This window comes from Pseudomonas triticifolii (assembly GCF_014358015.1).
GTDB lineage: Bacteria > Pseudomonadota > Gammaproteobacteria > Pseudomonadales > Pseudomonadaceae > Aquipseudomonas > Aquipseudomonas triticifolii.
In genome coordinates this window covers 831,444-854,497 of record NZ_JACONV010000001.1, presented here as the reverse complement: position 1 = coordinate 854,497, position 23,054 = coordinate 831,444, and the positions used below count along the sequence as shown (strand labels likewise).

28 protein-coding genes and 1 pseudogene are annotated in these 23,054 nt (G+C 55.9%); 21 read left to right on the top strand and 8 right to left on the bottom strand.

Annotation, left to right across the window (positions count from 1 at the left end):
* Positions 1 to 80 precede the first annotated feature (80 nt).
* A complete protein-coding gene (locus H8S56_RS03705; protein WP_024687977.1) occupies positions 81 to 269 on the top strand; it encodes a hypothetical protein in 189 nt (62 codons plus the stop codon).
* Between the two features lie 30 nt (positions 270 to 299).
* Here the strand turns inward: H8S56_RS03705 and H8S56_RS03700 are convergent, their stop codons facing one another.
* Together H8S56_RS03700 and H8S56_RS03695 are read right to left on the bottom strand one after the other, a co-directional pair.
* Positions 300 to 680, bottom strand: a complete 381-nt coding sequence (locus H8S56_RS03700) for a Fe2+/Zn2+ uptake regulation protein (protein ID WP_024696114.1) — start codon at positions 678 to 680, stop codon at positions 300 to 302.
* Between the two features lie 219 nt (positions 681 to 899).
* Positions 900 to 1,952, bottom strand: coding sequence for a FecR family protein (locus tag H8S56_RS03695; RefSeq protein ID WP_187517895.1), 1,053 nt, complete (start codon positions 1,950 to 1,952; stop codon positions 900 to 902).
* Positions 1,953 to 2,167: 215 nt separating this feature from the next.
* Between H8S56_RS03695 and H8S56_RS03690 the strand changes: the two genes are divergently transcribed.
* From H8S56_RS03690 to map, 5 genes are all read left to right on the top strand, one after another.
* Positions 2,168 to 3,202, top strand: a complete 1,035-nt coding sequence (locus tag H8S56_RS03690; protein ID WP_024696112.1) for an Ldh family oxidoreductase — start codon at positions 2,168 to 2,170, stop codon at positions 3,200 to 3,202.
* 100 nt (positions 3,203 to 3,302) lie between these two features.
* Entirely contained in the window at positions 3,303 to 3,497 is a 195-nt protein-coding gene (locus H8S56_RS03685; RefSeq protein ID WP_024687973.1) for a hypothetical protein, read from the top strand.
* Between the two features lie 71 nt (positions 3,498 to 3,568).
* On the top strand, positions 3,569 to 3,895 hold the full coding sequence (locus tag H8S56_RS03680) for a helix-turn-helix domain-containing protein (RefSeq protein ID WP_024687972.1): 327 nt from the start codon (positions 3,569 to 3,571) through the stop codon (positions 3,893 to 3,895).
* An 86-nt stretch (positions 3,896 to 3,981) separates the two neighbouring features.
* On the top strand, positions 3,982 to 4,224 hold the full coding sequence (locus tag H8S56_RS03675; protein ID WP_024687971.1) for a ParD-like family protein: 243 nt from the start codon (positions 3,982 to 3,984) through the stop codon (positions 4,222 to 4,224).
* Positions 4,221 to 5,012, top strand: coding sequence for a type I methionyl aminopeptidase (gene map, locus H8S56_RS03670; RefSeq protein WP_024687970.1), 792 nt, complete (start codon positions 4,221 to 4,223; stop codon positions 5,010 to 5,012). The genes H8S56_RS03675 and map overlap by 4 nt, the downstream gene beginning before the upstream one ends.
* Before the next feature lie 74 nt (positions 5,013 to 5,086).
* Here the strand turns inward: map and H8S56_RS03665 are convergent, their stop codons facing one another.
* Together H8S56_RS03665 and H8S56_RS03660 are read right to left on the bottom strand one after the other, a co-directional pair.
* A complete protein-coding gene (locus tag H8S56_RS03665) occupies positions 5,087 to 5,314 on the bottom strand; it encodes a DUF6555 family protein (RefSeq protein ID WP_032610765.1) in 228 nt (75 codons plus the stop codon).
* Positions 5,315 to 5,784: 470 nt separating this feature from the next.
* On the bottom strand, positions 5,785 to 6,780 hold the full coding sequence (locus H8S56_RS03660) for an AraC family transcriptional regulator (RefSeq protein ID WP_187517894.1): 996 nt from the start codon (positions 6,778 to 6,780) through the stop codon (positions 5,785 to 5,787).
* Between the two features lie 1,171 nt (positions 6,781 to 7,951).
* Between H8S56_RS03660 and H8S56_RS24820 the strand changes: the two are divergent.
* Together H8S56_RS24820 and H8S56_RS24815 are read left to right on the top strand one after the other, a co-directional pair.
* Positions 7,952 to 8,716: pseudogene (locus tag H8S56_RS24820) on the top strand (MCP four helix bundle domain-containing protein); the annotation flags it as partial.
* Positions 8,714 to 9,577 (top strand): methyl-accepting chemotaxis protein, encoded by an 864-nt coding sequence (locus tag H8S56_RS24815; protein ID WP_408003772.1) that lies wholly within the window; start codon positions 8,714 to 8,716, stop codon positions 9,575 to 9,577. The pseudogene H8S56_RS24820 and the gene H8S56_RS24815, both read left to right, overlap by 3 nt.
* 411 nt (positions 9,578 to 9,988) lie before the next feature.
* Here H8S56_RS24815 and H8S56_RS03650 read toward each other — a convergent pair whose 3' ends face one another.
* The gene (locus H8S56_RS03650; protein WP_050586109.1) at positions 9,989 to 10,189 is read right to left on the bottom strand and encodes a DUF1654 domain-containing protein; all 201 of its coding nucleotides are present in this window, start codon (positions 10,187 to 10,189) and stop codon (positions 9,989 to 9,991) included.
* A gap of 194 nt (positions 10,190 to 10,383) precedes the next feature.
* Between H8S56_RS03650 and H8S56_RS03645 the strand changes: the two genes are divergently transcribed.
* The 8 genes from H8S56_RS03645 (at position 10,384) to H8S56_RS03610 (ending at position 17,767) form a co-directional block, all read left to right on the top strand.
* A complete protein-coding gene (locus tag H8S56_RS03645) occupies positions 10,384 to 10,608 on the top strand; it encodes a YgdI/YgdR family lipoprotein (RefSeq protein WP_024696109.1) in 225 nt (74 codons plus the stop codon).
* A 165-nt stretch (positions 10,609 to 10,773) separates the two neighbouring features.
* A complete protein-coding gene (locus H8S56_RS03640; RefSeq protein WP_187517892.1) occupies positions 10,774 to 11,733 on the top strand; it encodes a sugar ABC transporter substrate-binding protein in 960 nt (319 codons plus the stop codon).
* A 53-nt stretch (positions 11,734 to 11,786) separates the two neighbouring features.
* Positions 11,787 to 13,340, top strand: coding sequence for a sugar ABC transporter ATP-binding protein (locus H8S56_RS03635; protein WP_187517891.1), 1,554 nt, complete (start codon positions 11,787 to 11,789; stop codon positions 13,338 to 13,340).
* Complete coding sequence (locus H8S56_RS03630; RefSeq protein WP_024685852.1) at positions 13,337 to 14,329, top strand: ABC transporter permease; 993 nt, start codon at positions 13,337 to 13,339, stop codon at positions 14,327 to 14,329. Before H8S56_RS03635 ends, H8S56_RS03630 begins: the two co-directional genes overlap by 4 nt.
* Position 14,330: 1 nt before the next feature.
* Complete coding sequence (locus tag H8S56_RS03625) at positions 14,331 to 15,347, top strand: LacI family DNA-binding transcriptional regulator (RefSeq protein WP_187517890.1); 1,017 nt, start codon at positions 14,331 to 14,333, stop codon at positions 15,345 to 15,347.
* A gap of 30 nt (positions 15,348 to 15,377) precedes the next feature.
* Entirely contained in the window at positions 15,378 to 16,298 is a 921-nt protein-coding gene (gene rbsK, locus H8S56_RS03620; RefSeq protein ID WP_187517889.1) for a ribokinase, read from the top strand.
* Positions 16,295 to 16,699 (top strand): D-ribose pyranase, encoded by a 405-nt coding sequence (rbsD, locus tag H8S56_RS03615; RefSeq protein WP_024685849.1) that lies wholly within the window; start codon positions 16,295 to 16,297, stop codon positions 16,697 to 16,699. The genes rbsK and rbsD overlap by 4 nt, the downstream gene beginning before the upstream one ends.
* A gap of 42 nt (positions 16,700 to 16,741) precedes the next feature.
* Positions 16,742 to 17,767, top strand: a complete 1,026-nt coding sequence (locus H8S56_RS03610) for a nucleoside hydrolase (RefSeq protein WP_187517888.1) — start codon at positions 16,742 to 16,744, stop codon at positions 17,765 to 17,767.
* Between the two features lie 18 nt (positions 17,768 to 17,785).
* Here the strand turns inward: H8S56_RS03610 and H8S56_RS03605 are convergent, their stop codons facing one another.
* Positions 17,786 to 17,980, bottom strand: a complete 195-nt coding sequence (locus H8S56_RS03605; RefSeq protein ID WP_024685435.1) for a hypothetical protein — start codon at positions 17,978 to 17,980, stop codon at positions 17,786 to 17,788.
* A 319-nt stretch (positions 17,981 to 18,299) separates the two neighbouring features.
* On the opposite strand from H8S56_RS03605, the gene H8S56_RS03600 reads away from it, so the two are divergent.
* Entirely contained in the window at positions 18,300 to 18,632 is a 333-nt protein-coding gene (locus tag H8S56_RS03600) for an I78 family peptidase inhibitor (protein WP_187517887.1), read from the top strand.
* 64 nt (positions 18,633 to 18,696) lie between these two features.
* On the opposite strand, the gene H8S56_RS03595 is transcribed toward H8S56_RS03600, so the two are convergent.
* Both H8S56_RS03595 and H8S56_RS03590 read right to left on the bottom strand, forming a co-directional pair.
* Positions 18,697 to 18,909 carry a cold-shock protein gene (locus H8S56_RS03595; RefSeq protein ID WP_024685433.1) on the bottom strand — a complete coding sequence of 71 codons (213 nt, stop codon included), beginning with the start codon at positions 18,907 to 18,909 and terminating at the stop codon, positions 18,697 to 18,699.
* Between the two features lie 292 nt (positions 18,910 to 19,201).
* Positions 19,202 to 19,510, bottom strand: a complete 309-nt coding sequence (locus H8S56_RS03590; protein WP_024685432.1) for a hypothetical protein — start codon at positions 19,508 to 19,510, stop codon at positions 19,202 to 19,204.
* Positions 19,511 to 19,857: 347 nt separating this feature from the next.
* Between H8S56_RS03590 and thrS the strand changes: the two genes are divergently transcribed.
* Genes thrS through rplT form a run of 4 tightly spaced genes read left to right on the top strand, consistent with a single transcriptional unit; the run spans position 19,858 to position 22,972 of the window.
* Positions 19,858 to 21,780: a threonine--tRNA ligase gene (thrS, locus tag H8S56_RS03585; RefSeq protein ID WP_024685431.1), complete on the top strand. Its 1,923-nt coding sequence runs from the start codon at positions 19,858 to 19,860 to the stop codon at positions 21,778 to 21,780.
* Complete coding sequence (gene infC, locus H8S56_RS03580; protein WP_187518008.1) at positions 21,780 to 22,331, top strand: translation initiation factor IF-3; 552 nt, start codon at positions 21,780 to 21,782, stop codon at positions 22,329 to 22,331. The genes thrS and infC overlap by 1 nt, the downstream gene beginning before the upstream one ends.
* 60 nt (positions 22,332 to 22,391) lie before the next feature.
* Positions 22,392 to 22,586, top strand: coding sequence for a 50S ribosomal protein L35 (gene rpmI, locus H8S56_RS03575; protein WP_002553160.1), 195 nt, complete (start codon positions 22,392 to 22,394; stop codon positions 22,584 to 22,586).
* Between the two features lie 29 nt (positions 22,587 to 22,615).
* On the top strand, positions 22,616 to 22,972 hold the full coding sequence (rplT, locus tag H8S56_RS03570) for a 50S ribosomal protein L20 (protein WP_002553161.1): 357 nt from the start codon (positions 22,616 to 22,618) through the stop codon (positions 22,970 to 22,972).
* Positions 22,973 to 23,054 lie beyond the last annotated feature (82 nt).

Below are 23,054 nucleotides of genomic sequence, written 5' to 3'. Positions count from 1 at the left end.
ATCGGACCGGCATCGGCGTAAGATGTCGGCGCGTTTGCACAGCGCCAATGCCGTTGACGAAGTATTCAGGAAAAGCCGAAATGACCAATAAACAGCGTTTGATGTATTCGATTCTGATCGCTCTGGGTGTACTGGCGATCATGCTGGGCCTGTCGCACCTGCAGAACAGCGGTGTGATCAGCGAGAAAACCTTTCAGTACATCGCCATCGGCGTTGCGGTTCTGGTCGTAGTCCTGAACGGGATCATGCGTCGCAAGGTCAAGCGCTGAGAACCAACGGGCGCGCCTTGGCGGGACGGTTTATCTGTCTGAGTTTCCCAGCCATTCCATCGCGCGAGGATGAAGGCTGTAGGTCTTGTCCTCGTTGAGGTGGATCACACCTTCATCGCACAAACGCTTGAGCACTTCGCGCACGCTGAGGAACGACAGGGGTACATCGAGCCTGAGCAGTTGACTGTGTACGCCTCGCACGCCGAGTGAATGTCCGCTTTCGCTGGCCACCAGCAAGGCGTCGAGCACCTTGAGCCTGACCAGGCTGGTACGCAGTCCGAAGCTTTTCAGCAGCAGACGGATATGGTCGTTGCCAGGACGTTCGATCTCTGACGCAGGCGACTGTGCCTGTGTAGCGATGGCCGTTTGCCTCAGCATCGTGCGGGTGGTGACTCCTTGACGGGTGAACATGCGCAAACTCCTTTTCAGGCTTTTTAGACAACTCTCACCTAATAAGACGAACGAGCCTCTAAAAACCTCAACGTTGCGCGAAAAAAAGGGCAGGCGATTGCGAGGCGGAGTTTGACGATGTGCCGGATCCCCCTTAAACACCAAGGGTATTGGCGTCATGAGCGCAGGCGGATGCAGTGTTTCTGAATGTAAGCTTGATGGCGTGACGAGGCTGCGCTGTCAGCCTTTGGGTGAGGCTGACGGACGTCGGCTGAGCACCGGGTTACCGTTCTGATTCTGGGTCACGAAGACCGGCAATACCTTGGGAAGGGACGTCAGCAGACTGGCTATATCGCGGGTGTTGTAGCTGCCGCCAAGACGAATCGCGCCGGTCGCGTTGTCTGCCAGCAGAATAGGCGTTTGCAGGTAACGATTGATCAGCGGCAGGGCCTGACTCAACGGCACGTCATTGAAGATCAGCTTGCCATTGCGCCACGCCAGGCTGGTGTCGCTGACATCTGTGCGACTAATGCCGGGGCGGGTGTCTCCTGCCTTGTAACTGGCCTGCATGCCGGGATCGAGGCGATGACTTGCGCGCGGCAGGGTGCGGTCACTCTCGACCTGCACCGAGCCTTCCACCAGCATGACTCGTACCTGATCCTGATACGTCCATACATTGAATCGGGTTCCCGTGACCGTGATGCTGCCCTGGCCCGCATCCACCACGAACGGATGGGTGCTGTCGTGGCTGACCTCAAAGAACGCCTCACCTTTGTTCAGGGTGACGTTGCGCCGGTCCTTGTAATTGGCGTAGGTCAGCTCGGTGCCCAGGTTCATTTCCACACGACTGCCGTCGTTCAGGGTAACAAGGCGGGTGGCATTCGTCGCACTGTAGGTTTCATACGCGTTGGGGATCAGGCCCTGGTTCCAGCCAATGTAACCGGCCACCGGAACCGCCAGGGCGCAAATAGCCGCAGCGGCGGCAAACGTGCGCCAGGATCGCGAGCGGCCTTGCCGACGGACTGCAGGTGCTGATTTTCCTGCTGCCGATGACAGGATTGGCGCCGTAGCGGCGACGGGCGCGGGATTGACTGGCTCGACCTGGCCGGACATGTCCCAGATTTCCTGCATGGCCTGGTACTCGACAGCGTGCGCCGGATGAGCTTTGAGCCAAAGCTCGAAGTGCTTTCTCTCCACAGGCGAGCAATCGTCAGCGTGCAGACGCATGCACCAATGCGCGGCGGCATCGGTGATCGCTTCGTATTCTGCTTCGCTGAGGTGAGGGTCGCTCATGGGCGCTCCGGTGTGTACCGTTGGCGCATTCTACCCTTGGATGACAGTGTGGGAGAACATCGCATGGCTGTTGCCTATCGTCGCAGCCCTTAATTCCTCGTGAATGTGATCGGCTCTCATTGATGTAAAAACGACACGCATGTTTCTCCCGTGTCTGCACAGCGTTACTCTCGGTGGTATTGATCGTCTTCCTGTTCTTATGCACCGGAGCTCAGATGCACACACCTCATCCCGATGACTCGATATGCACTCTTTCGTATCAGCAGTTGAATGACTTGCTCGAGCGAATCTTTCTGGCCCATGGCACATCGGCTCAGGTTGCAGGCGAGCTGGCGAAAAACTGCGCTGGCGCGCAGCGCGACGGGGCGCACAGCCACGGTATCTTTCGCATTCCCGGTTACCTGTCTTCGCTGGCCAGCGGCTGGGTCGATGGCAGGGCAGTGCCCGTGGTGGAAGATGTCGGGGCCGCCTTTGTCAGGGTCGATGCCGCCAACGGATTTGCCCAGCCGGCGCTGGCGGCTGCCAGGCCGTTGCTCATCCAGAAGGCACGTGATGCAGGCATCGCGATCCTCGCCATTCGCAGCTCACATCATTTTGCAGCGTTGTGGCCGGATGTCGAACCCTTCGCCGAACAAGGTCTGGTCGCGTTGAGCATGGTCAATAGCATGACGTGCGTTGTGCCGCATGGCGCACAAAAGCCGCTGTTCGGCACCAACCCTATCGCGTTCGCCGCGCCGCGTGCAGGTGCAGACCCTATTGTGTTTGACCTGGCCACCAGTGCCATGGCCCATGGCGACGTACAGATCGCTGCTCGCGAAGGTCGCCTGCTGCCGGAAGGCATGGGGGTGGACCGCAATGGTCAGCCGACGGTCGAGCCGGCAGCCATTCTTGCAGGTGGCGCGTTGCTGCCGTTTGGCGGGCACAAAGGTTCGGCCTTGTCGATGATGGTCGAACTGTTGGCCGCGGGTCTGACAGGTGGAAATTTTTCATTTGAGTTCGACTGGTCAAAACACCCGGGCGCGCAGACACCCTGGACCGGTCAGTTGGTGATTGTCATCGACCCGGACAAGGGCAGCGGCCAGTCTTTTGCGCAGCGCAGCGAAGAACTTGTGCGCCAGCTTCACGGCGTTGGCCAGACCCGCATGCCCGGTGACCGACGGTACAGCGAGCGAATGAAGTCGAGTGTCCATGGTATTCCGATTGCCGCACAGGACCTTGCGCGTCTGCAGGGGCTGGCTGGCGTCTCTTAGGCAGGCGAGCGGCCCATGACCATTCGTCGTGAATAGGCTTGTGTTAGCGCTTCGATCTAAATACTGTATGCATAACCAGTAAATAGAGAAGAGGTGTTTCATGTCCCTTAAGTCAGCGCAAAGCCCGGTTGCTCATCAGCTTCGTAGCAGTGCAACGGTCAATGAGATGCAGCGGGAAGACTTTCTTGCCCTGGCTGCCGCATTGCGCCAGTTCAACGCTTACGAAACCCAGGTTTGCATGGTCGTTGCCGCGGCTCAGGCAGGCAGTGAGTATCGCGAAGCGCGTGTCGAGTAAACGCCCGATAGACCAACATGTGTATTGGATGCAGCGTATGGTGAGGTGTCATTCCACTTTGGATACATCTGATGAACGATTTCGGCGCACGACTCAAAGAAGAGCGCCAGACAATGGGGCTATCACAGCAAAGGTTCGCTGCAATTGGTGGTGTCGAGGCCAATGCCCAAGGCAAATATGAAAACGGTCAGCGCATGCCGCGTTCCAACTATCTGGTGGCGCTGAGTGAAAGGGGGGTCGATGTTCACTACCTGCTATCGGGCAGCAGACTGCCAGTCTGCATGGACTCGCTATCAGTGGTCGAGCGAGACATCATTCTTCAGTTCAGGTTGCTCAGCGACATGGCCCAGAACGCGATAAGGCAGTTGGCGCTGTCCCTGCGCAAGCACTTCGACTGATCATCATTTCACTCTCGTTCAAGCCACCCGGTTGATTGTGAATATACGAAACATATATGATTCGTATATTCAACGTGAGGTGAGCGATGGGCCTGGTAAAAATTTCCGAAGAAATGCACGCGAATCTTCGCTGTGCGAGCGTTGCGCTCAGTCGTTCCATCAATGCGCAGGCTGAGCACTGGATGCGTATCGGCATGCTGGCCGAATTGCACCCGACGCTGGATTACAGCGAGATCTGTCAGATGCTGATTCGTCTTGAAGGTACCGACGGTAACGTACTCAAGTCTGACTCGTTCAAGATGTCCGAACTGTCGAAGGCGGCCTCATGAGCCATTCAATCAGCCTCAAGACCGAGCAAGACCTGGTCCATTTGCGCATTGCCGGCAGGCTGGCCGCTGATGTGCTGGCCATGATCACGCCTCACGTCAAGGCAGGTGTCAGCACAGAAGCGCTGGACGACATCTGCAACGACTACATCGTCAAGGAACTCAAGGTGATCCCGGCCAACGTCGGGTACCACGGGTTCACCAAGACGACATGCATATCGCCCAACGCGGTGGTTTGCCATGGCATTCCCTGCGCCTCGGACATTCTCAAGGATGGCGACATCGTCAATATCGACGTCGCCGTCATCAAGGACGGCTGGTACGGCGACACCAGCCGCATGTATCTGGTGGGGGAGGTCAGTCCTCTGGCTCGGCGTCTGGTCGAGACAACCTATGAAGCAACGCGAGCCGGGATACATGCGGTACGTCCCGGCGCGACGCTGGGCGATATTGGCCATGCAATCCAGACCGTTGCTCATCGCGAGGGATTCAGCGTGGTACGTGAATATTGCGGACACGGTATCGGTCGCAAGTACCATGAAGAGCCGCAAGTCTTGCATTACGGCGCTCCAGGCAAAGGGCTGAAGTTGAAAGAGGGCATGGTTTTTACCATCGAGCCCATGATCAACGCGGGAAAGGCCGGCACCCGCACACTGCCGGATGGCTGGACGGTTCTGACCAGCGACATGTCGTTGTCGGCACAGTGGGAGCACATGGTCGCGGTCACGGCAACGGGTTTCGAGCTGTTGACGCCCTGGCCCGAAGGCACAGGTTCCTATCCGGCGATATGAATCGCGTTGGGAGCTGTACGAAAAAAACGACCTTGAACAGGTCGTTTTTTCTGTGGGCGTTTTGGGTGTGCGCTTTATAAGGTGCATCTTTTCCAGTGGACGTCTGTCACCCCGAAACCTTGCGCCTGCTGCGTTGCCAGACGAATAGGCCCTGCTGCAATGTGATCGCTGACTGTCCCCACGCCGGCATGCAATGTGGCGCAGTGCAGCGCGTCGCTTTGGCAGAGATGCATTGCCTGGTGAAGGAAGTAGCGGGTTTCGCCCTTGAACCGGTAGTGAATTTCAAATTCCATTTGATTCATCGTTAGTCGCCTGCAGGGCGTAGACGCTACGCCATCTTAAAATGAGTACGTTCGGGTACGGGCAATGTGAAGCGGAAGACGCCTCAGGACTGCTATTTCATTTCGAGGTCGATACTGGCTTGAACCGCTGGAAGTGGCCTTGATCGGACTGCTGTCTCTAAAAACCGCAGGTCGAGAATTGCATCTTTATTCAGTAAGGTGAACAGTCGTCCGATAAGTGGCATCAGGTCACATTCATTTGCGTACACATACTGTCGGATAGCTGCTCAAATGGAGGTATGGCGTCCGGTCAGTTTGTAGTCAGGTGCAGGATTTCAGGTCGACAGGACCTACAAACTCGTTGCCGTGGCCCATCACGCAGGCAACTTACTGGTGCTTACCAGCGTACTCGGCATCGACGAAGGTCATTTGCTTCATTGAACAGCTCGGCGATTGGTGTTCGAGGACTTTGCCGAATCAGGAAGTCTTTTTCAGGATTGCCTGGATCTGTATGCACCTGGTGAACAGCCAAACCATCGAGTGCAAGCTTTGTGGAAACTGCTTGCGCTGCTGAAGCTCAATTTTTCTGCTATTGATAAAAACGTAATTTTAGAATTGAGCAAGAGTTCGCAAGCTAATTCACGTCTACACTCATCTAATAAGTCTTTGAAGCATGTCTTTTCCTCACCGAGTCGGCCTTGAAGTGTGCGCGAGCTGAAGTTAAGCTCGCGTGCAGCCTTTTTTAAAGAGGTTACGTGGCTTGAGTTGAGGTCTGTAAAAATCAGATTTTTGACGATGGGTGATATTTTATTTTGTCGCTCGGAAAGCAGCTCGTTGATTTGGCTTAAATGATATATTTTGAGCTTTGGGTTTGCGGTGTCCAGTGGTTTTGTTAAGTCGTGATTTGCGTAGGTAATTGTATTGAGTGCGCTGGAGAATTGAAGGTTGTTTCCGAAAATAAGTTTCAGCTTGGTTTGGTCGGCTGGAGCCTCGTAGCTGAAGGTTACAGCAGCTGGTGTAGGCCGCTCCCAAGGGAGTAGCCAGTGGGTTATCCCTATCATTGTGGTTAAGCAGCAATCAATGTACTGTCGGGTGACACTCATTGATTCAACCCTTAGAAATTGCAGTGTTAATGAGTTTTCATCCTGGACGTAAGAAATGGGCATGCCATCCGCTAGCAACGTTGAGTACTTTACTATGACTCTGAGCGCTTCTCCTAAGTTTTCACTCGACATGATCGCGTACAGTTGAGCGTTGAGTTGCGCTGGTTTGAAGAGTTCATACGCATTTAAACCAATGTCGAGATCGCCAGAGGTGCGTGCAATTTCTTCTACTAAGCTTGCGGCTTCAGTGATGTCGACTCTCAACCCTGCAATCACTTTGGCGTTTACGCTTGAGCAGAGATCTTTAAGGTGGATCGAAGGCGCTGGTACGTATCCAGCAAGGCGTAAAAATACATGGGCGCAAGAGGGCGCTAGTGTAGGCATGTAAGGACTCAAGGGCTACCGTATTCCACCAGCATGCCAAATATAAAAGAGCGTGCCAAGCCCTGGGCTTTAAAAACACAGTTACAGCGATAACGTTTTGGGGGAGGGTCTAACTGCCACACTGCGCTGCATTTATTTTTCCTGTTTTTGCGCCTGTGGACATGGAAAATTGCGCCTCGGGAGGCTGCGGCGTTTGACAAAATATGCTGAAATTCCTCCGGTGTGTTCGTATGTATTTAAGGTCTCTCTTGGGGAGAAGGTCGCTGCGTGCGAGAAATAAGAGACATTTCATGGGGTTTTGAATGTTGTCTGCAATGTTTGTTCTGCTTCGTCGAAATCGGCGATTCTTCGACAATAGTGGGCGTGTTAATTTAGCCTCCTATTCGGGCACCCTATACCCATAGGCTGTGCGGGTGCGGTGTATTAGTCTTATTGTCGATCTATATCAAGCTGGGTGGCGATCGCTAAAGTCATGATTCATAAAGGGTCTTTAGCGCTGATTGAAGGTGAGCGGGGATCGGAGCTTGTTGCCTTTTCTGTCCTTAGTCTAATGGTTGAAGCGACGCGTAGTGAGGTTGCTTCCTGATCTGTCGCGTCATGTGTCAGGGAACGGTATGATCTTGGCAGTTACGGCGGGTTTAGTTTGCCAGGTCTTTGGGCAGTGGATGACAAGTCTCGGCAGCCAGCTGTATTTTCGGTGCAGTGGTTGACCAAACGCCACGTAAAAACCCAGGATCTGTAACTGAAATTCGTATTTAGCGTTATCGCTGTTCGCGGGGTTTGCTAGGCGGAGACGTCGCTATTTTCGGTCTTTTTAGGGTGAAGCCTGAACGGCGTAGTCGCTCAGTTAAGCGTCGCTGTCTTGAGGGATTTTTATGAGTGCCTCTCCCTTGTTTTTTTTTGGTGAGCGTTTTTATAGCTTTCGCAGTGGAGTTAACTATCAGTGGGGTTGCTGATATCGAGAGGTTTATTAAAGTTTCTCGTGGGAGGGTTCTGATACAAAAATTCAAATGCGCCGTGTTTTTGGTGTTGGGCCTGAGTAAAGCAAAGGCGTTGCCGTTTTATAGCGTTCCATAAAACATGCGCGCCGCATAGGTTTAGGTAACAAACGCTGTTAGATATCTTGGACAGATGCTGATCGGATACATCATTGGTCATTAGAGGGATTTTCATGTTACTACGCAATATTAATATCGCGCCTAGGGCTTTTCTCGGTTTTGCATTCATCGCTCTATTGGTGATTGTGATGGGGGTGTTCGCGCAATCCCGCTTGACCGCTATCCGTCAGGCGACTATAGATATGCAAACCAATCAATTGCCCAGCGTAAGTTATTTGGGCAATCTGCTCGAGGCGGTGTTGCGGATGCGCTTAGTGTCCTTTCGTGTTCTCAATGATCGGGAGCCTGCAGCCCTGGATGAGGCCTACAAACGCAATGCTTTTCTGGTGGATAAACTGCGCAACGACCAAAAAAGTTATGCGGCTCTGCCTGCAGGAAATGATGAACTGGCAAAATACCGGGAGTTTTCCGCGACCCTTGAAACCTACCTAAAGGATCAGGAGCGTATGACGGAGTTATCCCGAATGAATAAACTCGAAGAGCTTCGCAAGCTTATAAGCAACGAGATTAAGGCTGGCACGGATCTGATGGGTACACAGCTCAATCAGCTGGTAGACATCAACAAGGCAGGGGCCAAGGCTGCGTCGGATGAAGCCGACACGCAGTTTGAGAATGCAAGCACCGGTATTGTTATCGTCTCGGTGATGGCTGCCCTGTTGACTGTATTGTTGGCCTGGCTGCTGACTCGCAGCATCGTCACTCCACTCAAAATAGCTGTCGAAACTGCCCAGACCATAGCCAGCGGTGATCTTACTAAGCCGATTCTGGTGGAGGGTACTGATGAGCCGGCTCGTTTACTGCTCACGTTGTCCACCATGCAAGGTAACCTGTGCAAGACAATCGAACAGATCTCTGGCTCGGCGACACAACTGGCGTCGGCGGCGGAGCAATTGAGTGCTGTTACCGAAGAAGCTTCGCTTGGTCTGCAACAGCAGAATAATGAGATCGATCAGGCGGCCACTGCGGTCAATGAGATGACCACTGCAGTGGAAGAGGTGGCGCGCAATGCCGTTTCCACCTCTGAAGCGTCCCAAGAGTCCAATCACAACGCTCGCGAAGGACGTGACCGGGTCGTGGAAACCGTTGAGGCGATCCAGGCCATGGCTCATGATGTTCAGGCAACTTCGTCCATGATCGAAGGGCTTGCTGCCCAAGGGCGTGATATTGGGCAGGTGCTAGATGTGATTCGAGCGATTGCCGAACAGACCAACCTGCTGGCGCTCAATGCCGCGATCGAGGCGGCCCGTGCCGGTGAAGCCGGTCGCGGTTTTGCGGTTGTGGCCGATGAAGTAAGGGCCCTTGCACACCGTACCCAGCAGTCCACACGCGAGATAGAGCAGATGGTGGCCGGGATCCAGAATGGTACGGGTGAAGCCGTTCGGTCGATGCAGCAAAACAACCAGCGTACTCATGAAACACTACAGCGAGCCCGGGCAGCAGGGAGCGCGCTGGACCAGATCACTCAGTCTATTAACATGATCAATGAGCGCAATCTGGTGATCGCAAGCGCATCGGAAGAACAAGCACAGGTGTCCCGAGAGGTTGACCGTAATCTGGTGAACATCCGGGACCTGGCCTCACAGTCAGCTGCTGGCGCCAACCAGACGACCGCTGCCAGCCATGAGTTGGCGCGCTTGGCGTCAGATCTACGCACAGTTGTGGGTCGCTTCGCCATCTGACGGTATGCAGTTGCTTCAGCCACGATCAGTACGATGCTTTGCGTGAAAAGTGTGGTGTTTCAAAATCAAAATGCTTTATGCCTGCGGGGGTATCCTCGCGGGCCCACTCATATTGATCTTATATTAATGAAACGCCGCGCCAGGCCAGCCTTGTCATTCGGCCAACGCCATGACGAGTGCCCGGCCATTTCAACACGCTGATCGACAGGCCCACTGTTCATGCACATGTTGTTCGACGGTGAACACGCCTGGCGTGTAACCCAGCTTCTAGATCAGTGTTAAGCAGATCGTCGTGCAAGCTGCCTTGCTCTGCTCTGCGCGTGCATGCGTGGCGTCTCAGCCAGGGCGGGTAGAGAGGAAGTGACGAGCAGGCCGAGGCAAAACAGCCTGGAGAATCTGAACGCGATGCCGTCAGTCGTCCTTGGGCACTGTCCAGAATATCTGCACGCCACCATCGTCGCGCCAGGCGAGCGTGACGTTATCGTTTTCTGCAATTTCTTCAAGCAACTGTGCCCAGTCGTCTTCCGACTCGTCCTGCAATCGAAAGAGCAGGGCGGTTCTGGATTTCTGGGCTGTCGGCGAATTGATGATCTTCTGTACCCGAAGGCCCATGCGCTGATAGGCATCGGGAGCGGAGGTCGCTGCGGATTGATTTGCCACGAAAAAGTACCTGAATTGGCTGTATGTGCGTACAGTATTTCAGTGTCTGATCTTTCGCAATACTTACGTAGGATAATGTTTGCGGCGCATCCGCAAGCCTGTATGGTTTTGCCGACACCTTCGCTATCTGACTTGAGGAGTGACACATGAACTTCAAATGGTTGCTGTTACCCGCTGTGGTGGCCGCTTCGCTGGTGCTGACGGGTTGTTCCACACCTTCGGTTGTCACGTTACAGAATGGTACGCAGTACATCACCCAGGATGCTCCCAAGACCAAGAGCCGCGATGGCTTCTACGAGTTCGAGGATATCTCGGGAAAAACCATCAGGATCAAGGCCGATGAAGTGGCCACTATCAAGCCAAAAGACTGAGACAGCGCTGCCCGGGGCAATCCCTTGGGCAGACTTCATTCAAGCGATTGACAAAGCTCGCGACATTTTTCATAGTTCGTTTCTCGCAAACGTTTGCGTATCAGTCCGCCGGATTGATCCTGCGTCGTTCGCCCGAACAATAATCACAAGATCGGAGATGAACTCATGAAGCTGCCATTCGCTGGACGCCTTCTCGCTGTTGCCATGTTTTCTGCCCTCGCGGCAGTGGTCCCCCTCTCTGCCGTGCACGCCCAGACGCCGGAAAAGCCCAAGGTCGCGCTGGTCATGAAATCCCTTGCCAACGAATTCTTCCTGACCATGGAGGATGGTGCCAAGGCTTATCAAAAAGAACACGCCAGCGAGTTCGACCTGATCACCAACGGTATCAAAGATGAGTCCGATACCGCCGCCCAGATCAGCATCGTGAATCAGATGATCGTCTCCAAGGTTGACGCGCTGGTCATTGCGCCTGCTGACTCGAAAGCGCTGGTATCGGTCCTGAAGAAAGCCACCGACGCGGGCATCAAGGTCGTCAATATCGACAACCAGCTTGATCCCGACGTGCTCAAAGGCAAGGACCTGCAGATTCCGTTCGTAGGTCCGGACAACCGCAAGGGTGCCGCCCAAGTGGGTGACTACCTGGCCACGAAACTCCAGGCCGGTGATCAGGTCGGCATCATCGAAGGTGTGCCGACCACCACCAACGCTCAGCAGCGCACGGCCGGTTTCAAGGATGCTATGGACAAAGCCCAGATGAAGGTCGTCTCGGTGCAATCCGGCAACTGGGAAATCGATAAGGGCAACGCTGTTGCTTCGGCCATGCTCAATGAGTACCCGAACCTCAAGGCGTTGCTGGCGGGCAACGACAGCATGGCGCTGGGCGCGGTCTCGGCTGTGCGTGCTGCCGGCAAGGCAGGCAAGGTCATGGTGGTCGGTTACGACAACATCAATGCCATCAAGCCGATGCTCAAGGATGGTCGCGTGCTTGCCACTGCCGATCAGTTCGCTGCCAGACAAGCTGTGTTCGGCATTGAAGCGGCGCTGAAAGCCGTCAAGGGCGAGAAGGTCGATGTCAACGACAAAGGCGTTATCGAAACGCCAGTCGAGCTCGTTACCAAACCTTGATCCACGCCGGGTAAAGGCGTCTGCCCGAACAGGGCAGGCGCTGGGAGAAATGTATGTCAGCGTCTGCTCAGACGGCTGTTCTTTCGGTCAGTGGCATTGGTAAAACCTACGCTCAACCCGTGCTTGGCGATGTCGACCTGACGTTGATGCGCGGCGAAGTGCTGGCCCTGACCGGGGAAAACGGTGCCGGTAAAAGCACCTTGTCAAAGATCATTGGCGGGCTGGTCACACCGACCACCGGCCAGATGCAGTATCAGGGCCAGCCTTATCAACCGGCGAATCGTACCCAGGCTGAAAAGCTTGGAGTCCGTATGGTCATGCAGGAGTTGAACCTGCTGCCGACCCTGACCGTTGCCGAAAACCTGTTTCTTGATGACCTGCCGCGCCGTGCGGGCTGGATCGATCGCAAGCGCCTGCGTGAAAACGCAATCAAGGCCATGGCTCAGGTAGGCCTGGAGGCCATCGACCCCGATACGCTGGTGGGCGATCTGGGGATCGGACATCAGCAGATGGTCGAAATCGCCCGTAATCTGGTGGGCGACTGCCATGTACTGATTCTCGATGAACCGACGGCGATGCTCACCTCGCGTGAGGTCGAGATGCTGTTCGAACAGATTACCCGGCTGCAGGCCCGCGGTGTCTCGATCATCTACATTTCCCACCGTCTCGAAGAGCTGGCCAGAGTGTCCCAGCGTATTGCTGTGCTGCGTGACGGCAAGCTGGTCTGCGTCGAGCCGATTTCTCGTTACAACAGCGAGCAACTGGTCACTCTGATGGTCGGGCGCGAGTTGGGTGAGCACATGGACATGGGCGCGCGACAGATTGGTGAAGTTGCACTCTCTGTTAAATCGCTTAACCGAAAAGGCAAGGTTCAGGACGTCTCGTTCGACGTGCGCCGTGGCGAAATCTTTGGTATTTCCGGCCTGATCGGCGCAGGGCGTACCGAGCTGTTGCGCTTGATCTACGGTGCCGATACTGCCGACAGCGGCAGCATCGAAGTGGGGCAGCCACTGCAGGCGGTCAGCATTCGTTCGCCCGCCGATGCAGTCGAGCATGGCATCGCGCTGATTACCGAAGACCGCAAAAGCGAAGGTTTGCTGATGTCGCAATCGATCAGCGCCAACATCGCGCTCGGCAACATGAAAGCGATCTCCAGAGGCGGCATCGTCAACACAAGCGATGAGCTTGAGCTGGCACAGCGGCAAGTGGATGCCATGCGCATTCGCAGCTCCAGTCCGACCCAACTGGTATCGGAACTGTCTGGCGGCAATCAGCAAAAGGTCGTGATCGGTCGTTGGCTGGAGCGTGACTGTCCGGTGATGCTGTTCGACGAGCCGACGCGTGGCATTGATGTCGGTGCCAAGTTCGACATCTACGCGTTGCTGGCGGAACTGACCCGTCAGGGCAGGGCGTTGGTGGTGGTTTCCAGTGACCTGCGCGAGCTGATGCTGATTTGTGATCGTATCGGCGTGCTGTCGGCCGGTCGACTGATTGAAACATTCGACCGTGACAGCTGGAGCCAGGACCAATTGCTTGCTGCCGCTTTCGCCGGATATCAGAAACGTGACGCGCTGCTCAATGAAGCTGCGCCCAGGAACGACTCATGAAAAACACTACACCCTCGACGCCGACAATGCCTGTGCGCCGCGGCGGGAATTACCTCGGGCTGGGTACCTACCTGGGTCTGGCGGGCGCATTGCTGGCGATGATCGTGCTGTTCTCGCTGCTCAGTGATCACTTCCTGTCGTACCAGACCTTCAGCACGCTGGCCAACCAGATCCCCGACCTGATGGTGCTGGCGGTAGGCATGACCCTGATCCTGATTATCGGCGGCATCGACCTGTCGGTAGGCTCGGTACTGGCGCTGGCCGCTTCTGCCGTCAGCGTGGCGATTCTAGGCTGGGGCTGGAGCGTTTTCCCGGCTGCGCTGCTGGGCATTGCCTGTGCGACCCTGGCCGGCACCATCACCGGCTCGATTACCGTCGCCTGGCGTATCCCATCGTTCATCGTGTCCTTGGGTGTGCTGGAGATGGCACGCGGTGTGGCGTACCAGATGACCAACTCGCGCACGGCCTACATCGGTGATTCATTCGCCTGGTTGTCGGACCCCGTGGCATTCGGCATTTCACCTTCGTTCATCATCGCGCTGATGGTGATCTTCATCGCTCAGGCGGTGCTGACGCGCACGGTATTCGGTCGCTACCTGATCGGTATCGGCACCAACGAAGAAGCGGTGCGCCTGGCAGGCATCAACCCCAAGCCTTACAAGATCCTGGTGTTCTCGCTGATGGGGCTGCTGGCCGGTGTGGCAGCGCTGTTCCAGATATCCCGTCTTGAAGCTGCCGACCCCAATGCCGGTGCCGGGCTCGAATTGCAGGTCATTGCGGCTGTGGTCATTGGCGGTACCAGCCTGATGGGCGGGCGCGGCTCAATCATCAGCACGTTTTTCGGCGTGTTGATCATCTCGGTGCTGGCGGCTGGTCTGGCTCAGATCGGTGCCACCGAGCCCACCAAACGCATCATCACCGGTGCCGTTATCGTGATTGCTGTGGTGCTGGACACCTATCGCAGCAATCGGGCGCGGCGACAGGGCTGACATGGCAACCATCAAGGACGTAGCAGCACTGGCCGGGATTTCCTACACCACGGTCTCCCATGTGCTGAACAAGACCCGGCCGGTGAGTGAGCCGGTGCGGCTCAAGGTCGAGGCGGCCATTGCACAACTGGACTATGTGCCCAGTGCAGTGGCCCGCTCGCTAAAGGCCAAGAGTACCTCGACCATCGGGCTGCTGATTCCCAATGGCATGAACCCTTATTTCGCCGAGTTGGCCAGGGGCATTGAGGATTACTGCGAACGTAACGGTTTCTGCGTGATTCTTTGCAACTCGGATGACAACCCCGACAAGCAGCGCAGTTACCTGCGCGTACTGCTGGAAAAACGTGTCGATGGATTGATCGTGTCTTCGGTCGGCGGCGATACCAGCATCCAGGGTGGCCTGACGGAAGTTCGCACGCCGCTGGTGATTGTCGACCGCGAACTGGCAGGCATAGAGGCCGACATGGTGCGTATCGATCATGAGCAGGGTGCCTATCTGGCCACGCGTCATCTGCTGGATCTGGGTCATCGGCGAGTCGCCTGTATCGGTGGGCCGCAAAACAGTCTGGTGGCCGCGATGCGGCTGGCTGGCTACCGGCGTGCCATGCAGCAGGCTGCTGCCGAAATCGTTTCGGGTTGGGCGGTACACAGCGAGTTCACCAGTTCCGCAGGCTATGACGCCGCGGGTCAGTTACTCGCCGAACACCGACCGACCGCGATTTTTGCCGGCAACGACGTGATCGCCATCGGGGTGCTGCGTGCGGCCGCCGAGCGGGGTATCAGCGTGCCTCGGGACTTGTCCGTCATCGGTTTCGATGACATCGAAATGAGTCGTTATGTGTATCCGGCGCTGACGACGGTCGGGCAATCGATCATGCAACTGGGTGAAACAGCCGCTGAAATGCTGCTGTGCAGAATCGCCGCGCCAAAGGCTTCACCGGTTGAAAAACGCCTCGTGACGCCCGTCGTCATAGTGCGAGAATCCACAGCGGCACCCAACAGCGCTCCGAATGAATGACGAGCACGCACAGCAACGAGTGAATCAGCCATGCAAGCAAAAATCGTGATAGTGGGCAGCCTCAACATGGACCTGGTCATCCGCGCCCAGCGTCTGCCGCGCCCTGGCGAAACACTGACTGGCCAGACCTTCGACACCGTGCCCGGTGGCAAGGGTGCCAACCAGGCCGTTGCAGCAGCGCGCCTGGGGGCAGAGGTCGCAATGATCGGCTGCGTGGGTGCAGACGCCTATGGAGAGCAATTACGTGCTGCGTTGCTGGCCGAGCACATCGATTGCCAGGCTGTGACCGTAGTGCCAGGTGTGCCCACCGGCATCGCGTCGATCGTGGTCGATGCCAACAGCCAGAATGCGATCGTTATTGTCGCCGGTGGCAACGGTCAACTGACGCCTGAACTTATCGAGCGTTTCGATGCGTTGCTGGCAGGCGCCGAAATCGTCATCTGCCAGCTTGAAGTGCCGACCGAAACCGTTTTTCGTACCCTGAATCGCGCCCGCGAACTGGGCAAGATCGTTATCCTCAATCCTGCCCCGGCAAGCGAGCCGTTGCCTGCGCACTGGTATGGGTTGATTGATTATCTGATTCCCAATGAAAGCGAGGCGCGCGCGCTCACCGGCATCAATGTCGACTCGCCAGCCTCGGCCGAACAAGCGGCCAGCGCGTTGCTGGCCGCAGGCGCCCGCAACGTGATCATCACGCTCGGCGAACACGGTACGTTGTTCGCCAGTGCGCGCGGTGCCGAGCATATTGCCGCACGGCGTGTCCAGGCCGTGGACACCACCGCAGCAGGTGATACCTTTGTCGGTGGTTTTGCAGCAGCGCTCGCCCGAGGGCAGAGTGAATTGCAGGCCATCCGCTTTGGTCAGGCCGCCGCCGCGCTGTCGGTCACCCGCGCCGGTGCGCAGCCGTCCATTCCGACGTTTGAGGAAGTACAGGGATTCAATCCAACATGAAAAAAACACCGCTACTCAATATTGCCTTGTCCCGCGTGATTGCATCGATGGGGCATGGCGACATGCTGATGATCGTCGACGCCGGTATGCCTGTGCCGCCTGGCGTCGAACTGATCGACCTGGCGTTGACGCGCGGCGTACCGGATTTCGTCAGTGTGCTGGACGTCGTGTTAAGTGAGATGCATGTGGAAAGCCACGTGCTTGCCAATGAAATGGCTGAAGCCCAGCCGCCCGCGCTGCAGGTGATCGAGAGCCTGAACCTGGACGATCAACTGGGCCAGCAACGCTGGATCAGCCATGCGGATCTCAAAATCCTGAGCCGCAAGGCCAAGGCCATCGTACGTACCGGAGAGTTTCAGCCGTACAGTAATGTCGCGTTGATTTCCGGGGTTGTGTTCTAGGCTCTAGGACGGGACAGATTTATTCATTAAAGGGAGTTTCATATGACGTTGATTCAGTTTTCCAGACAACTCATTCGGGGAGCACTGCTCTTGTCCATCCTCGGCGCGACCGCTGTGCAGGCGGCTGAAAAACGTGACTTGATCATTGACACCGATCCCGGTGCGGACGATGTCGTTGCCTTGTTGCTGGCACTGGCTTCACCTGAAGAGCTCAATGTGATGGCCATTACCACGGTCGCGGGCAATGTCCGTCTGGACAAGACGTCGCGTAACGCCAGGCTGGCGCGTGAATGGGCCGGTCGCGAAGACGTCCCGGTGTACGCGGGTGCGCCCAAGCCGCTGGTGCGAACGCCGATCTACGCAGAGAACGTGCACGGACAGGAAGGCTTGCCGGGCGTGCCTGTTCACGAGCCTGCCAAAGGGCTTGCTCAGGGCAACGCAGTTGACTACCTGATCCAGACCTTGAGCAAGGCCAAGCCGCACAGCATCACCATTGCAATGCTCGGACCGCAGACCAATCTTGCGCTCGCACTGGTGCAGGCACCGGAGATTACTCAGGGCATCAAGGAAGTGATCGTCATGGGCGGCGCGCATTTCAACGGTGGCAACATTACGCCGACGGCTGAATTCAACATCTTCGCCGATCCGCACGCTGCACAGGTCGTGCTGGCCAGCGGTGTGAAACTCACCTACGTGCCGCCGGACGTGACCCATAAGATCCTCACCAGCGAGCAGCGCCTCAAGCAGATCGCTGCACTGAACAATCAGGCCGGCAAGCTGGTGGAAGGCATTCTCAATGAATACGTCAAACTGGACATGGAGCACTACGGCCTGCCGGGTGGTCCGGTTCATGATGCCAGCGTCATTGCCTGGATGTTGAAACCCGAGCTGTTCTCCGGCAGGCAGATCAATGTGGCAATCGACAGCCGTGAAGGCATTGGTTTCGGTCAGACCGTCGCTGACTGGTACGGAACGCTCAAGCAGCCTCAGAACGTGTTCTGGGTCGAGAGTGGCGACGCTCAAGGGTTTTTCGATCTGCTTACCGAACGTCTTTCGCGATTGAAGTAAACCGTGTGTGCCAAGCCTTTACGCAGGCAGTTCTGCCGCCGCGTATCGGCTCAGCACCTGACCGATAAAGGCGCGGGCACCGTCGGTGCCCAGCTCCTTGATCAATAGATCAACCGCAATGATCATCAGCTCCTCCGGGGTTCCCGGGCTGTGCGAGCAATGCCCTTGAGGCCATTTGGCCTTGATGTCCGCATCGATTGAAATGGCTGTCATGTCTGTCTCTTCTCAAGAAGCACCGCTTTGCGAAGGCGGCCGTGCATCGCCGTTTTTCCATAATCTCCTTTCCAGTAAACCATTGTGCGAGCCTTTTGACACTTCTACTTACGCATCATGAGCGTCCGAGGCGGGATCAGTCTTCTGCTCGAAAACTTCTTGTGACGATTTGCTGACGCGCGAGCGTTTGTAGCAAGGCAGACTGCACGCGTCTTGCAGGCTCATCCGTTTCAGCATGGTTACGACGGACGTTGTGCAACCAATGCGCCGAGGCGCGGTCGCACAAGGTCTGGAAATGTTCATTGGCAAAGGAGGGTGTATGCCCTGGAAATTCGCAACATTGGGTTTTGTGGTCGTGACGTCGGTTCTTGCGGGGTGCAGCAGTACGCCTGGTTCTGCGCCCGAGGCCTACAGCAAGGCTGAGGCACCTGCCAGTAATGCCGTACCGGGTCGCTGCGACGCAGCACCCGCACAATTTGCTGTCGGCCAGCAGGCGTCCATCGAACTGCTGACCCAGGTGCGCAGCCGCTCAGGCTCCATGGATGCACGCATTCTGGGTCCCAACGACATGGTCACGCTTGAGTACCGTTCCGAGCGCGTCAACGTCAATACCGACGCATCCGGCAAGGTCGTGCGCGTCAATTGCGGCTGAGTCGTCTGATTCGGCAGGCATAAAAAAACCCCGTCAATGACGGGGTTTTTTCAAATCAAGTGGATCAGACCACAGTGACTTCTTCTGCTTGCATGCCTTTCTGGCCTTTAGCAGCAACGAAAGAAACGGTCTGGCCTTCTTTCAGGCTTTTGAAACCGTCGCTTTGAATTGCTTTGAAGTGTACGAACAGGTCGTCACCGCCACCTTGTGGAGTGATAAAGCCGAAGCCTTTTTCATCGTTGAACCATTTTACGGTGCCGGTTTGGCGATTAGACATGGTGTATCTCCAGAAACATAATTTTCAGTAACGTGCTGCTCAGGCCAACTGGGCACACCGGCCTATCATAGTCGAAATGTACGAAAAGACAGCTATTTAGGTAGGAACTTTGAGCGAAGGGCCTGTGTATGGGGGATGTCATACTCTGATGTGCCCGATTTGCGGAGTGGCCGCCCCGGTTTTTCGTTGAGCTGACGATGCGCTGAAAGCCCCGTCTTACGGGGCTTTTGGCGTTATTGGCAATATGATTTCAGTGCGCTCAAATGACGTCATTCGAGACGATGATGCAAAATTATTTTTTTGCGCTGGCGCAGTTTTCGGTCACTATTTTTTGCAGTTTTTGAGTCAATGCCGGGCTGGAATCGCTCGAAGGGCCATTGAGGGTCGCGATTTCCTTGTCCGTGAAATGGCTGTCCACCTGTTTTGCGCCGCAATCGCAATGCGCTTTGGCGGTCTTGTCGTCCAGGTTCTGCTGCTTGGCGGCGGCAATGCACTCTTGAGTGAAGGTATCGCGAGTGGTTTTGTCCATGGCTGCCTGGGCGCCCCAGGGGGCCAGGATTGCAGCGCAAGCGAGGAGTGCGGACAGGCTTGAAGGCTTCATGGTGTTCTCCTTTGCAGTGGAAGAGTCTTGCGAAGTAGCGACTAGTTCTGACGACCCTGGAGCGCGCCAGTTCAGATGCTGTGCAATTTCATGTTCATTTGCCTGCAAGTGCGACGTGATGCACTGCGCTGTGATAGGATGCGCGTCCTGTGAATTTCCAGCAGCCCGAATGGCCTGGTTTTCAGTCAGGTGCGAACAGGTTTTTGTACACTCCAGTCATCTGGTCCGTTTCAAGGTTGGCCGCAAGGCTCCTGCCACTGTGAGGCAGGCGTACCACCGGATCACGTACTGGCTCATCCCAACCCACGTGACCTTTGGTAGGGGTCACCACTAGGAGAGGAGGCGCCATGCCAACTATTACTCTTCCCGACGGCAGTCAACGTTCTTTCGATCATGCGGTTTCTGTAGCCGATGTCGCGCTCTCTATTGGCGCGGGTCTGGCCAAGGCCACTGTGGCCGGTAAAGTCGACGGCAAGCTTGTCGACGCCTGCGACCTGATCGAGCACGATGCCAGCCTGCAGATCATCACCCCGAAGGATCAGGAAGGACTGGAAATCATCCGTCACTCTTGCGCCCACCTGGTCGGCCATGCAGTCAAGCAGTTGTATCCGACTGCAAAAATGGTCATCGGCCCGGTGATCGACGACGGCTTCTATTACGATATCGCCTACGAGCGCCCGTTCACGCCTGACGACATGGCGGCGATCGAGCAGCGCATGCAGCAGCTGATCGAAAAAGATTACGACGTCATCAAGAAAGTGACCCCGCGCGCTGAAGTGATCGAGGTGTTCAGCGCCCGTCACGAAGACTACAAGCTGCGCCTGGTCGAAGACATGCCGAATGAACAGGCCATGGGTCTGTACTATCACGAAGAATACGTCGACATGTGCCGCGGCCCGCACGTGCCGAACACCCGTTTTCTGAAATCCTTCAAGCTGACCAAGCTGTCCGGTGCCTACTGGCGCGGTGATGCCAAGAACGAGCAATTGCAGCGCGTTTATGGCACTGCATGGGCAGACAAGAAGCAACTGGCGGCTTACATCCAGCGTATCGAAGAAGCCGAAAAGCGCGACCATCGCAAGATTGGCAAGCGTCTGGGCCTTTTCCATACCCAGGAAGAAGCGCCGGGCATGGTGTTCTGGCACCCTCAGGGCTGGACCCTGTATCAGGTGCTTGAGCAGTACATGCGCAAGGTTCAGCACGAAAACGGCTACCTTGAGATCAAGACGCCGCAAGTGGTTGATCGCTCGTTGTGGGAAAAGTCCGGCCACTGGGCCAACTACGCCGACAACATGTTCACCACAGAGTCCGAGAGCCGAGACTACGCTATCAAGCCCATGAACTGCCCGTGTCACGTGCAGGTATTCAATCAGGGCCTGAAAAGCTACCGTGAACTGCCGATGCGCCTGGCCGAGTTCGGTGCGTGCCACCGCAACGAGCCGTCGGGTGCCTTGCACGGCATCATGCGTGTCCGTGGTTTCACCCAGGACGACGCGCACATCTTCTGTACTGAAGAGCAGATGCAGTCCGAGTCCGCAGCGTTCATCAAGCTGACGCTGGATGTCTATGCCGATTTCGGCTTCAAGGACATCGAGCTCAAGCTGTCGACGCGCCCTGAAAAGCGTGTGGGTTCGGATGAGTTGTGGGATCGTGCGGAGTCGGCACTGGCTTCTGCGCTCGACAGCGCGGGTCTGCCTTATGATCTGCAGCCGGGCGAGGGTGCTTTCTACGGTCCCAAGATCGAGTTCTCCCTGAAAGACTGCCTCGGTCGTGTGTGGCAGTGCGGTACCCTGCAACTGGACTTCAACCTGCCGATTCGTTTGAGCGCCGAGTACGTCTCGGAAGACAACAGTCGCAAGAGTCCTGTGATGCTGCACCGTGCAATCCTCGGATCCTTCGAGCGTTTCATCGGTATTCTGATCGAGCATTACGAAGGCGCATTCCCGGCCTGGCTCGCGCCGACTCAGGCCGTGATCATGAATATCACTGATAAACAGGCCGATTTTGCCCTTGAAGTTGAAAAAACCTTGGCTCAAAGCGGGTTTCGTGCCAAGTCCGACTTGAGAAATGAAAAGATCGGCTTTAAAATCCGTGAGCATACTTTGCTCAAGGTCCCTTATCTCCTTGTGATAGGAGATCGGGAGGTTGAAATGCAAACTGTCGCTGTGCGGACACGCGAAGGCGCTGACCTCGGCTCAATGCCGGTCGCCCAATTCGCTGAATTTCTCGCACAAGCGGTTTCCCGGCGTGGTCGCCAAGATTCGGAGTAATTACTATTAAGCGTGAAATGAGACAAGATAAACGAGCTGCACCCAAGGCCCCGATCAATGAGAATATCTCGGCCCGCGAGGTTCGGTTAATTGGCGCTGACGGCGAGCAGATTGGCATCGTCTCGATTGATGAAGCGCTTCGTATAGCCGAAGAGGCGAAGCTGGATCTGGTAGAGATTTCTGCCGACGCACTACCTCCGGTCTGCCGTGTGATGGATTACGGCAAATCGATCTTCGAGAAGAAGAAGCAGGTGGCTGCAGCGAAGAAAAACCAGAAGCAGATCCAGGTTAAAGAAATCAAGTTTCGTCCAGGGACGGAGGAAGGGGATTACCAGGTAAAACTGCGCAACCTGGTACGTTTCCTGAGTGACGGGGACAGGGCCAAGGTATCGTTGAGATTCCGCGGTCGTGAGATGGCCCACCAGGAGCTGGGTATGGAATTGTTGAAGCGGGTTGAAGCTGACCTTCTCGAATACGGTTCCGTCGAACAGCATCCTAAGATGGAAGGACGCCAGCTGATCATGGTCATCGCCCCGAAAAAGAAGAAATAACCACCAGGGCACGGCAGGCCTTGCGGTTATGTTTATCAACTGAATGCGGAGTATCCGAACATGCCAAAGATGAAGACTAAAAGTGGTGCAGCTAAGCGGTTTCTGAAAACTGCTAACGGCATCAAGCACAAACACGCTTTCAAGAGCCACATCCTGACCAAAATGTCGACAAAGCGTAAGCGTCAACTGCGCGGAAGCAGCTTGCTGCATCCGTCCGACGTGGCAAAAGTCGAGCGCATGCTGCGCCTTCGTTAATTTTGATCAAGATATAGAGGAAGTAACTCATGGCTCGTGTAAAGCGTGGCGTCATTGCCCGTAAGCGTCACAAAAAAATTCTGAAACTTGCTAAAGGCTACTACGGCGCGCGTTCACGCGTATTCCGTGTTGCCAAGCAAGCGGTAATCAAGGCAGGCCAATACGCCTACCGTGACCGTCGTCAGAAAAAACGTCAGTTCCGCGCTCTGTGGATCGCTCGTATCAACGCTGGTGCTCGTGTTAACGGTCTGTCCTACAGCCGTTTCATTGCCGGCCTGAAAAAAGCGTCCATCGAGATCGACCGTAAGGTTCTGGCTGATCTGGCAGTGAACGAAAAAGCGGCGTTTGCTGCGATTGTCGAGAAAGCTAAAGCCACTTTGGCCTAAGTCCCCGACAATCACTGGCCCCGGTTTCCGGGGTCGGTGTTGAACGTCATAAATAGGGGAAGAGCCTTAAGCTCTTCCCCTA

Coding starts and splice junctions, on each gene's coding strand:
- H8S56_RS03680 (WP_024687972.1), top strand. CDS start 3,569: ATGAACGATTTCGGCGCACGACTCAAAGAAGAGCGCCAGACAATGGGG.
- H8S56_RS24815 (WP_408003772.1), top strand. CDS start 8,714: ATGCAAGGTAACCTGTGCAAGACAATCGAACAGATCTCTGGCTCGGCG.
- H8S56_RS03635 (WP_187517891.1), top strand. CDS start 11,787: ATGTCAGCGTCTGCTCAGACGGCTGTTCTTTCGGTCAGTGGCATTGGT.
- H8S56_RS03675 (WP_024687971.1), top strand. CDS start 3,982: ATGGGCCTGGTAAAAATTTCCGAAGAAATGCACGCGAATCTTCGCTGT.
- H8S56_RS03690 (WP_024696112.1), top strand. CDS start 2,168: ATGCACACACCTCATCCCGATGACTCGATATGCACTCTTTCGTATCAG.
- rbsK (WP_187517889.1), top strand. CDS start 15,378: ATGCAAGCAAAAATCGTGATAGTGGGCAGCCTCAACATGGACCTGGTC.
- H8S56_RS03605 (WP_024685435.1), bottom strand. CDS start 17,980: ATGACAGCCATTTCAATCGATGCGGACATCAAGGCCAAATGGCCTCAA.
- thrS (WP_024685431.1), top strand. CDS start 19,858: ATGCCAACTATTACTCTTCCCGACGGCAGTCAACGTTCTTTCGATCAT.
- map (WP_024687970.1), top strand. CDS start 4,221: ATGAGCCATTCAATCAGCCTCAAGACCGAGCAAGACCTGGTCCATTTG.
- H8S56_RS03600 (WP_187517887.1), top strand. CDS start 18,300: ATGCCCTGGAAATTCGCAACATTGGGTTTTGTGGTCGTGACGTCGGTT.
- H8S56_RS03610 (WP_187517888.1), top strand. CDS start 16,742: ATGACGTTGATTCAGTTTTCCAGACAACTCATTCGGGGAGCACTGCTC.
- H8S56_RS03705 (WP_024687977.1), top strand. CDS start 81: ATGACCAATAAACAGCGTTTGATGTATTCGATTCTGATCGCTCTGGGT.
- H8S56_RS03640 (WP_187517892.1), top strand. CDS start 10,774: ATGAAGCTGCCATTCGCTGGACGCCTTCTCGCTGTTGCCATGTTTTCT.
- rplT (WP_002553161.1), top strand. CDS start 22,616: ATGGCTCGTGTAAAGCGTGGCGTCATTGCCCGTAAGCGTCACAAAAAA.
- H8S56_RS03685 (WP_024687973.1), top strand. CDS start 3,303: ATGTCCCTTAAGTCAGCGCAAAGCCCGGTTGCTCATCAGCTTCGTAGC.
- H8S56_RS03650 (WP_050586109.1), bottom strand. CDS start 10,189: ATGGGCCTTCGGGTACAGAAGATCATCAATTCGCCGACAGCCCAGAAA.
- H8S56_RS03665 (WP_032610765.1), bottom strand. CDS start 5,314: ATGAATCAAATGGAATTTGAAATTCACTACCGGTTCAAGGGCGAAACC.
- H8S56_RS03595 (WP_024685433.1), bottom strand. CDS start 18,909: ATGTCTAATCGCCAAACCGGCACCGTAAAATGGTTCAACGATGAAAAA.
- rbsD (WP_024685849.1), top strand. CDS start 16,295: ATGAAAAAAACACCGCTACTCAATATTGCCTTGTCCCGCGTGATTGCA.
- rpmI (WP_002553160.1), top strand. CDS start 22,392: ATGCCAAAGATGAAGACTAAAAGTGGTGCAGCTAAGCGGTTTCTGAAA.
- H8S56_RS03660 (WP_187517894.1), bottom strand. CDS start 6,780: ATGCCTACACTAGCGCCCTCTTGCGCCCATGTATTTTTACGCCTTGCT.
- H8S56_RS03645 (WP_024696109.1), top strand. CDS start 10,384: ATGAACTTCAAATGGTTGCTGTTACCCGCTGTGGTGGCCGCTTCGCTG.
- H8S56_RS03590 (WP_024685432.1), bottom strand. CDS start 19,510: ATGAAGCCTTCAAGCCTGTCCGCACTCCTCGCTTGCGCTGCAATCCTG.
- H8S56_RS03700 (WP_024696114.1), bottom strand. CDS start 680: ATGTTCACCCGTCAAGGAGTCACCACCCGCACGATGCTGAGGCAAACG.
- H8S56_RS03630 (WP_024685852.1), top strand. CDS start 13,337: ATGAAAAACACTACACCCTCGACGCCGACAATGCCTGTGCGCCGCGGC.
- H8S56_RS03625 (WP_187517890.1), top strand. CDS start 14,331: ATGGCAACCATCAAGGACGTAGCAGCACTGGCCGGGATTTCCTACACC.
- H8S56_RS03695 (WP_187517895.1), bottom strand. CDS start 1,952: ATGAGCGACCCTCACCTCAGCGAAGCAGAATACGAAGCGATCACCGAT.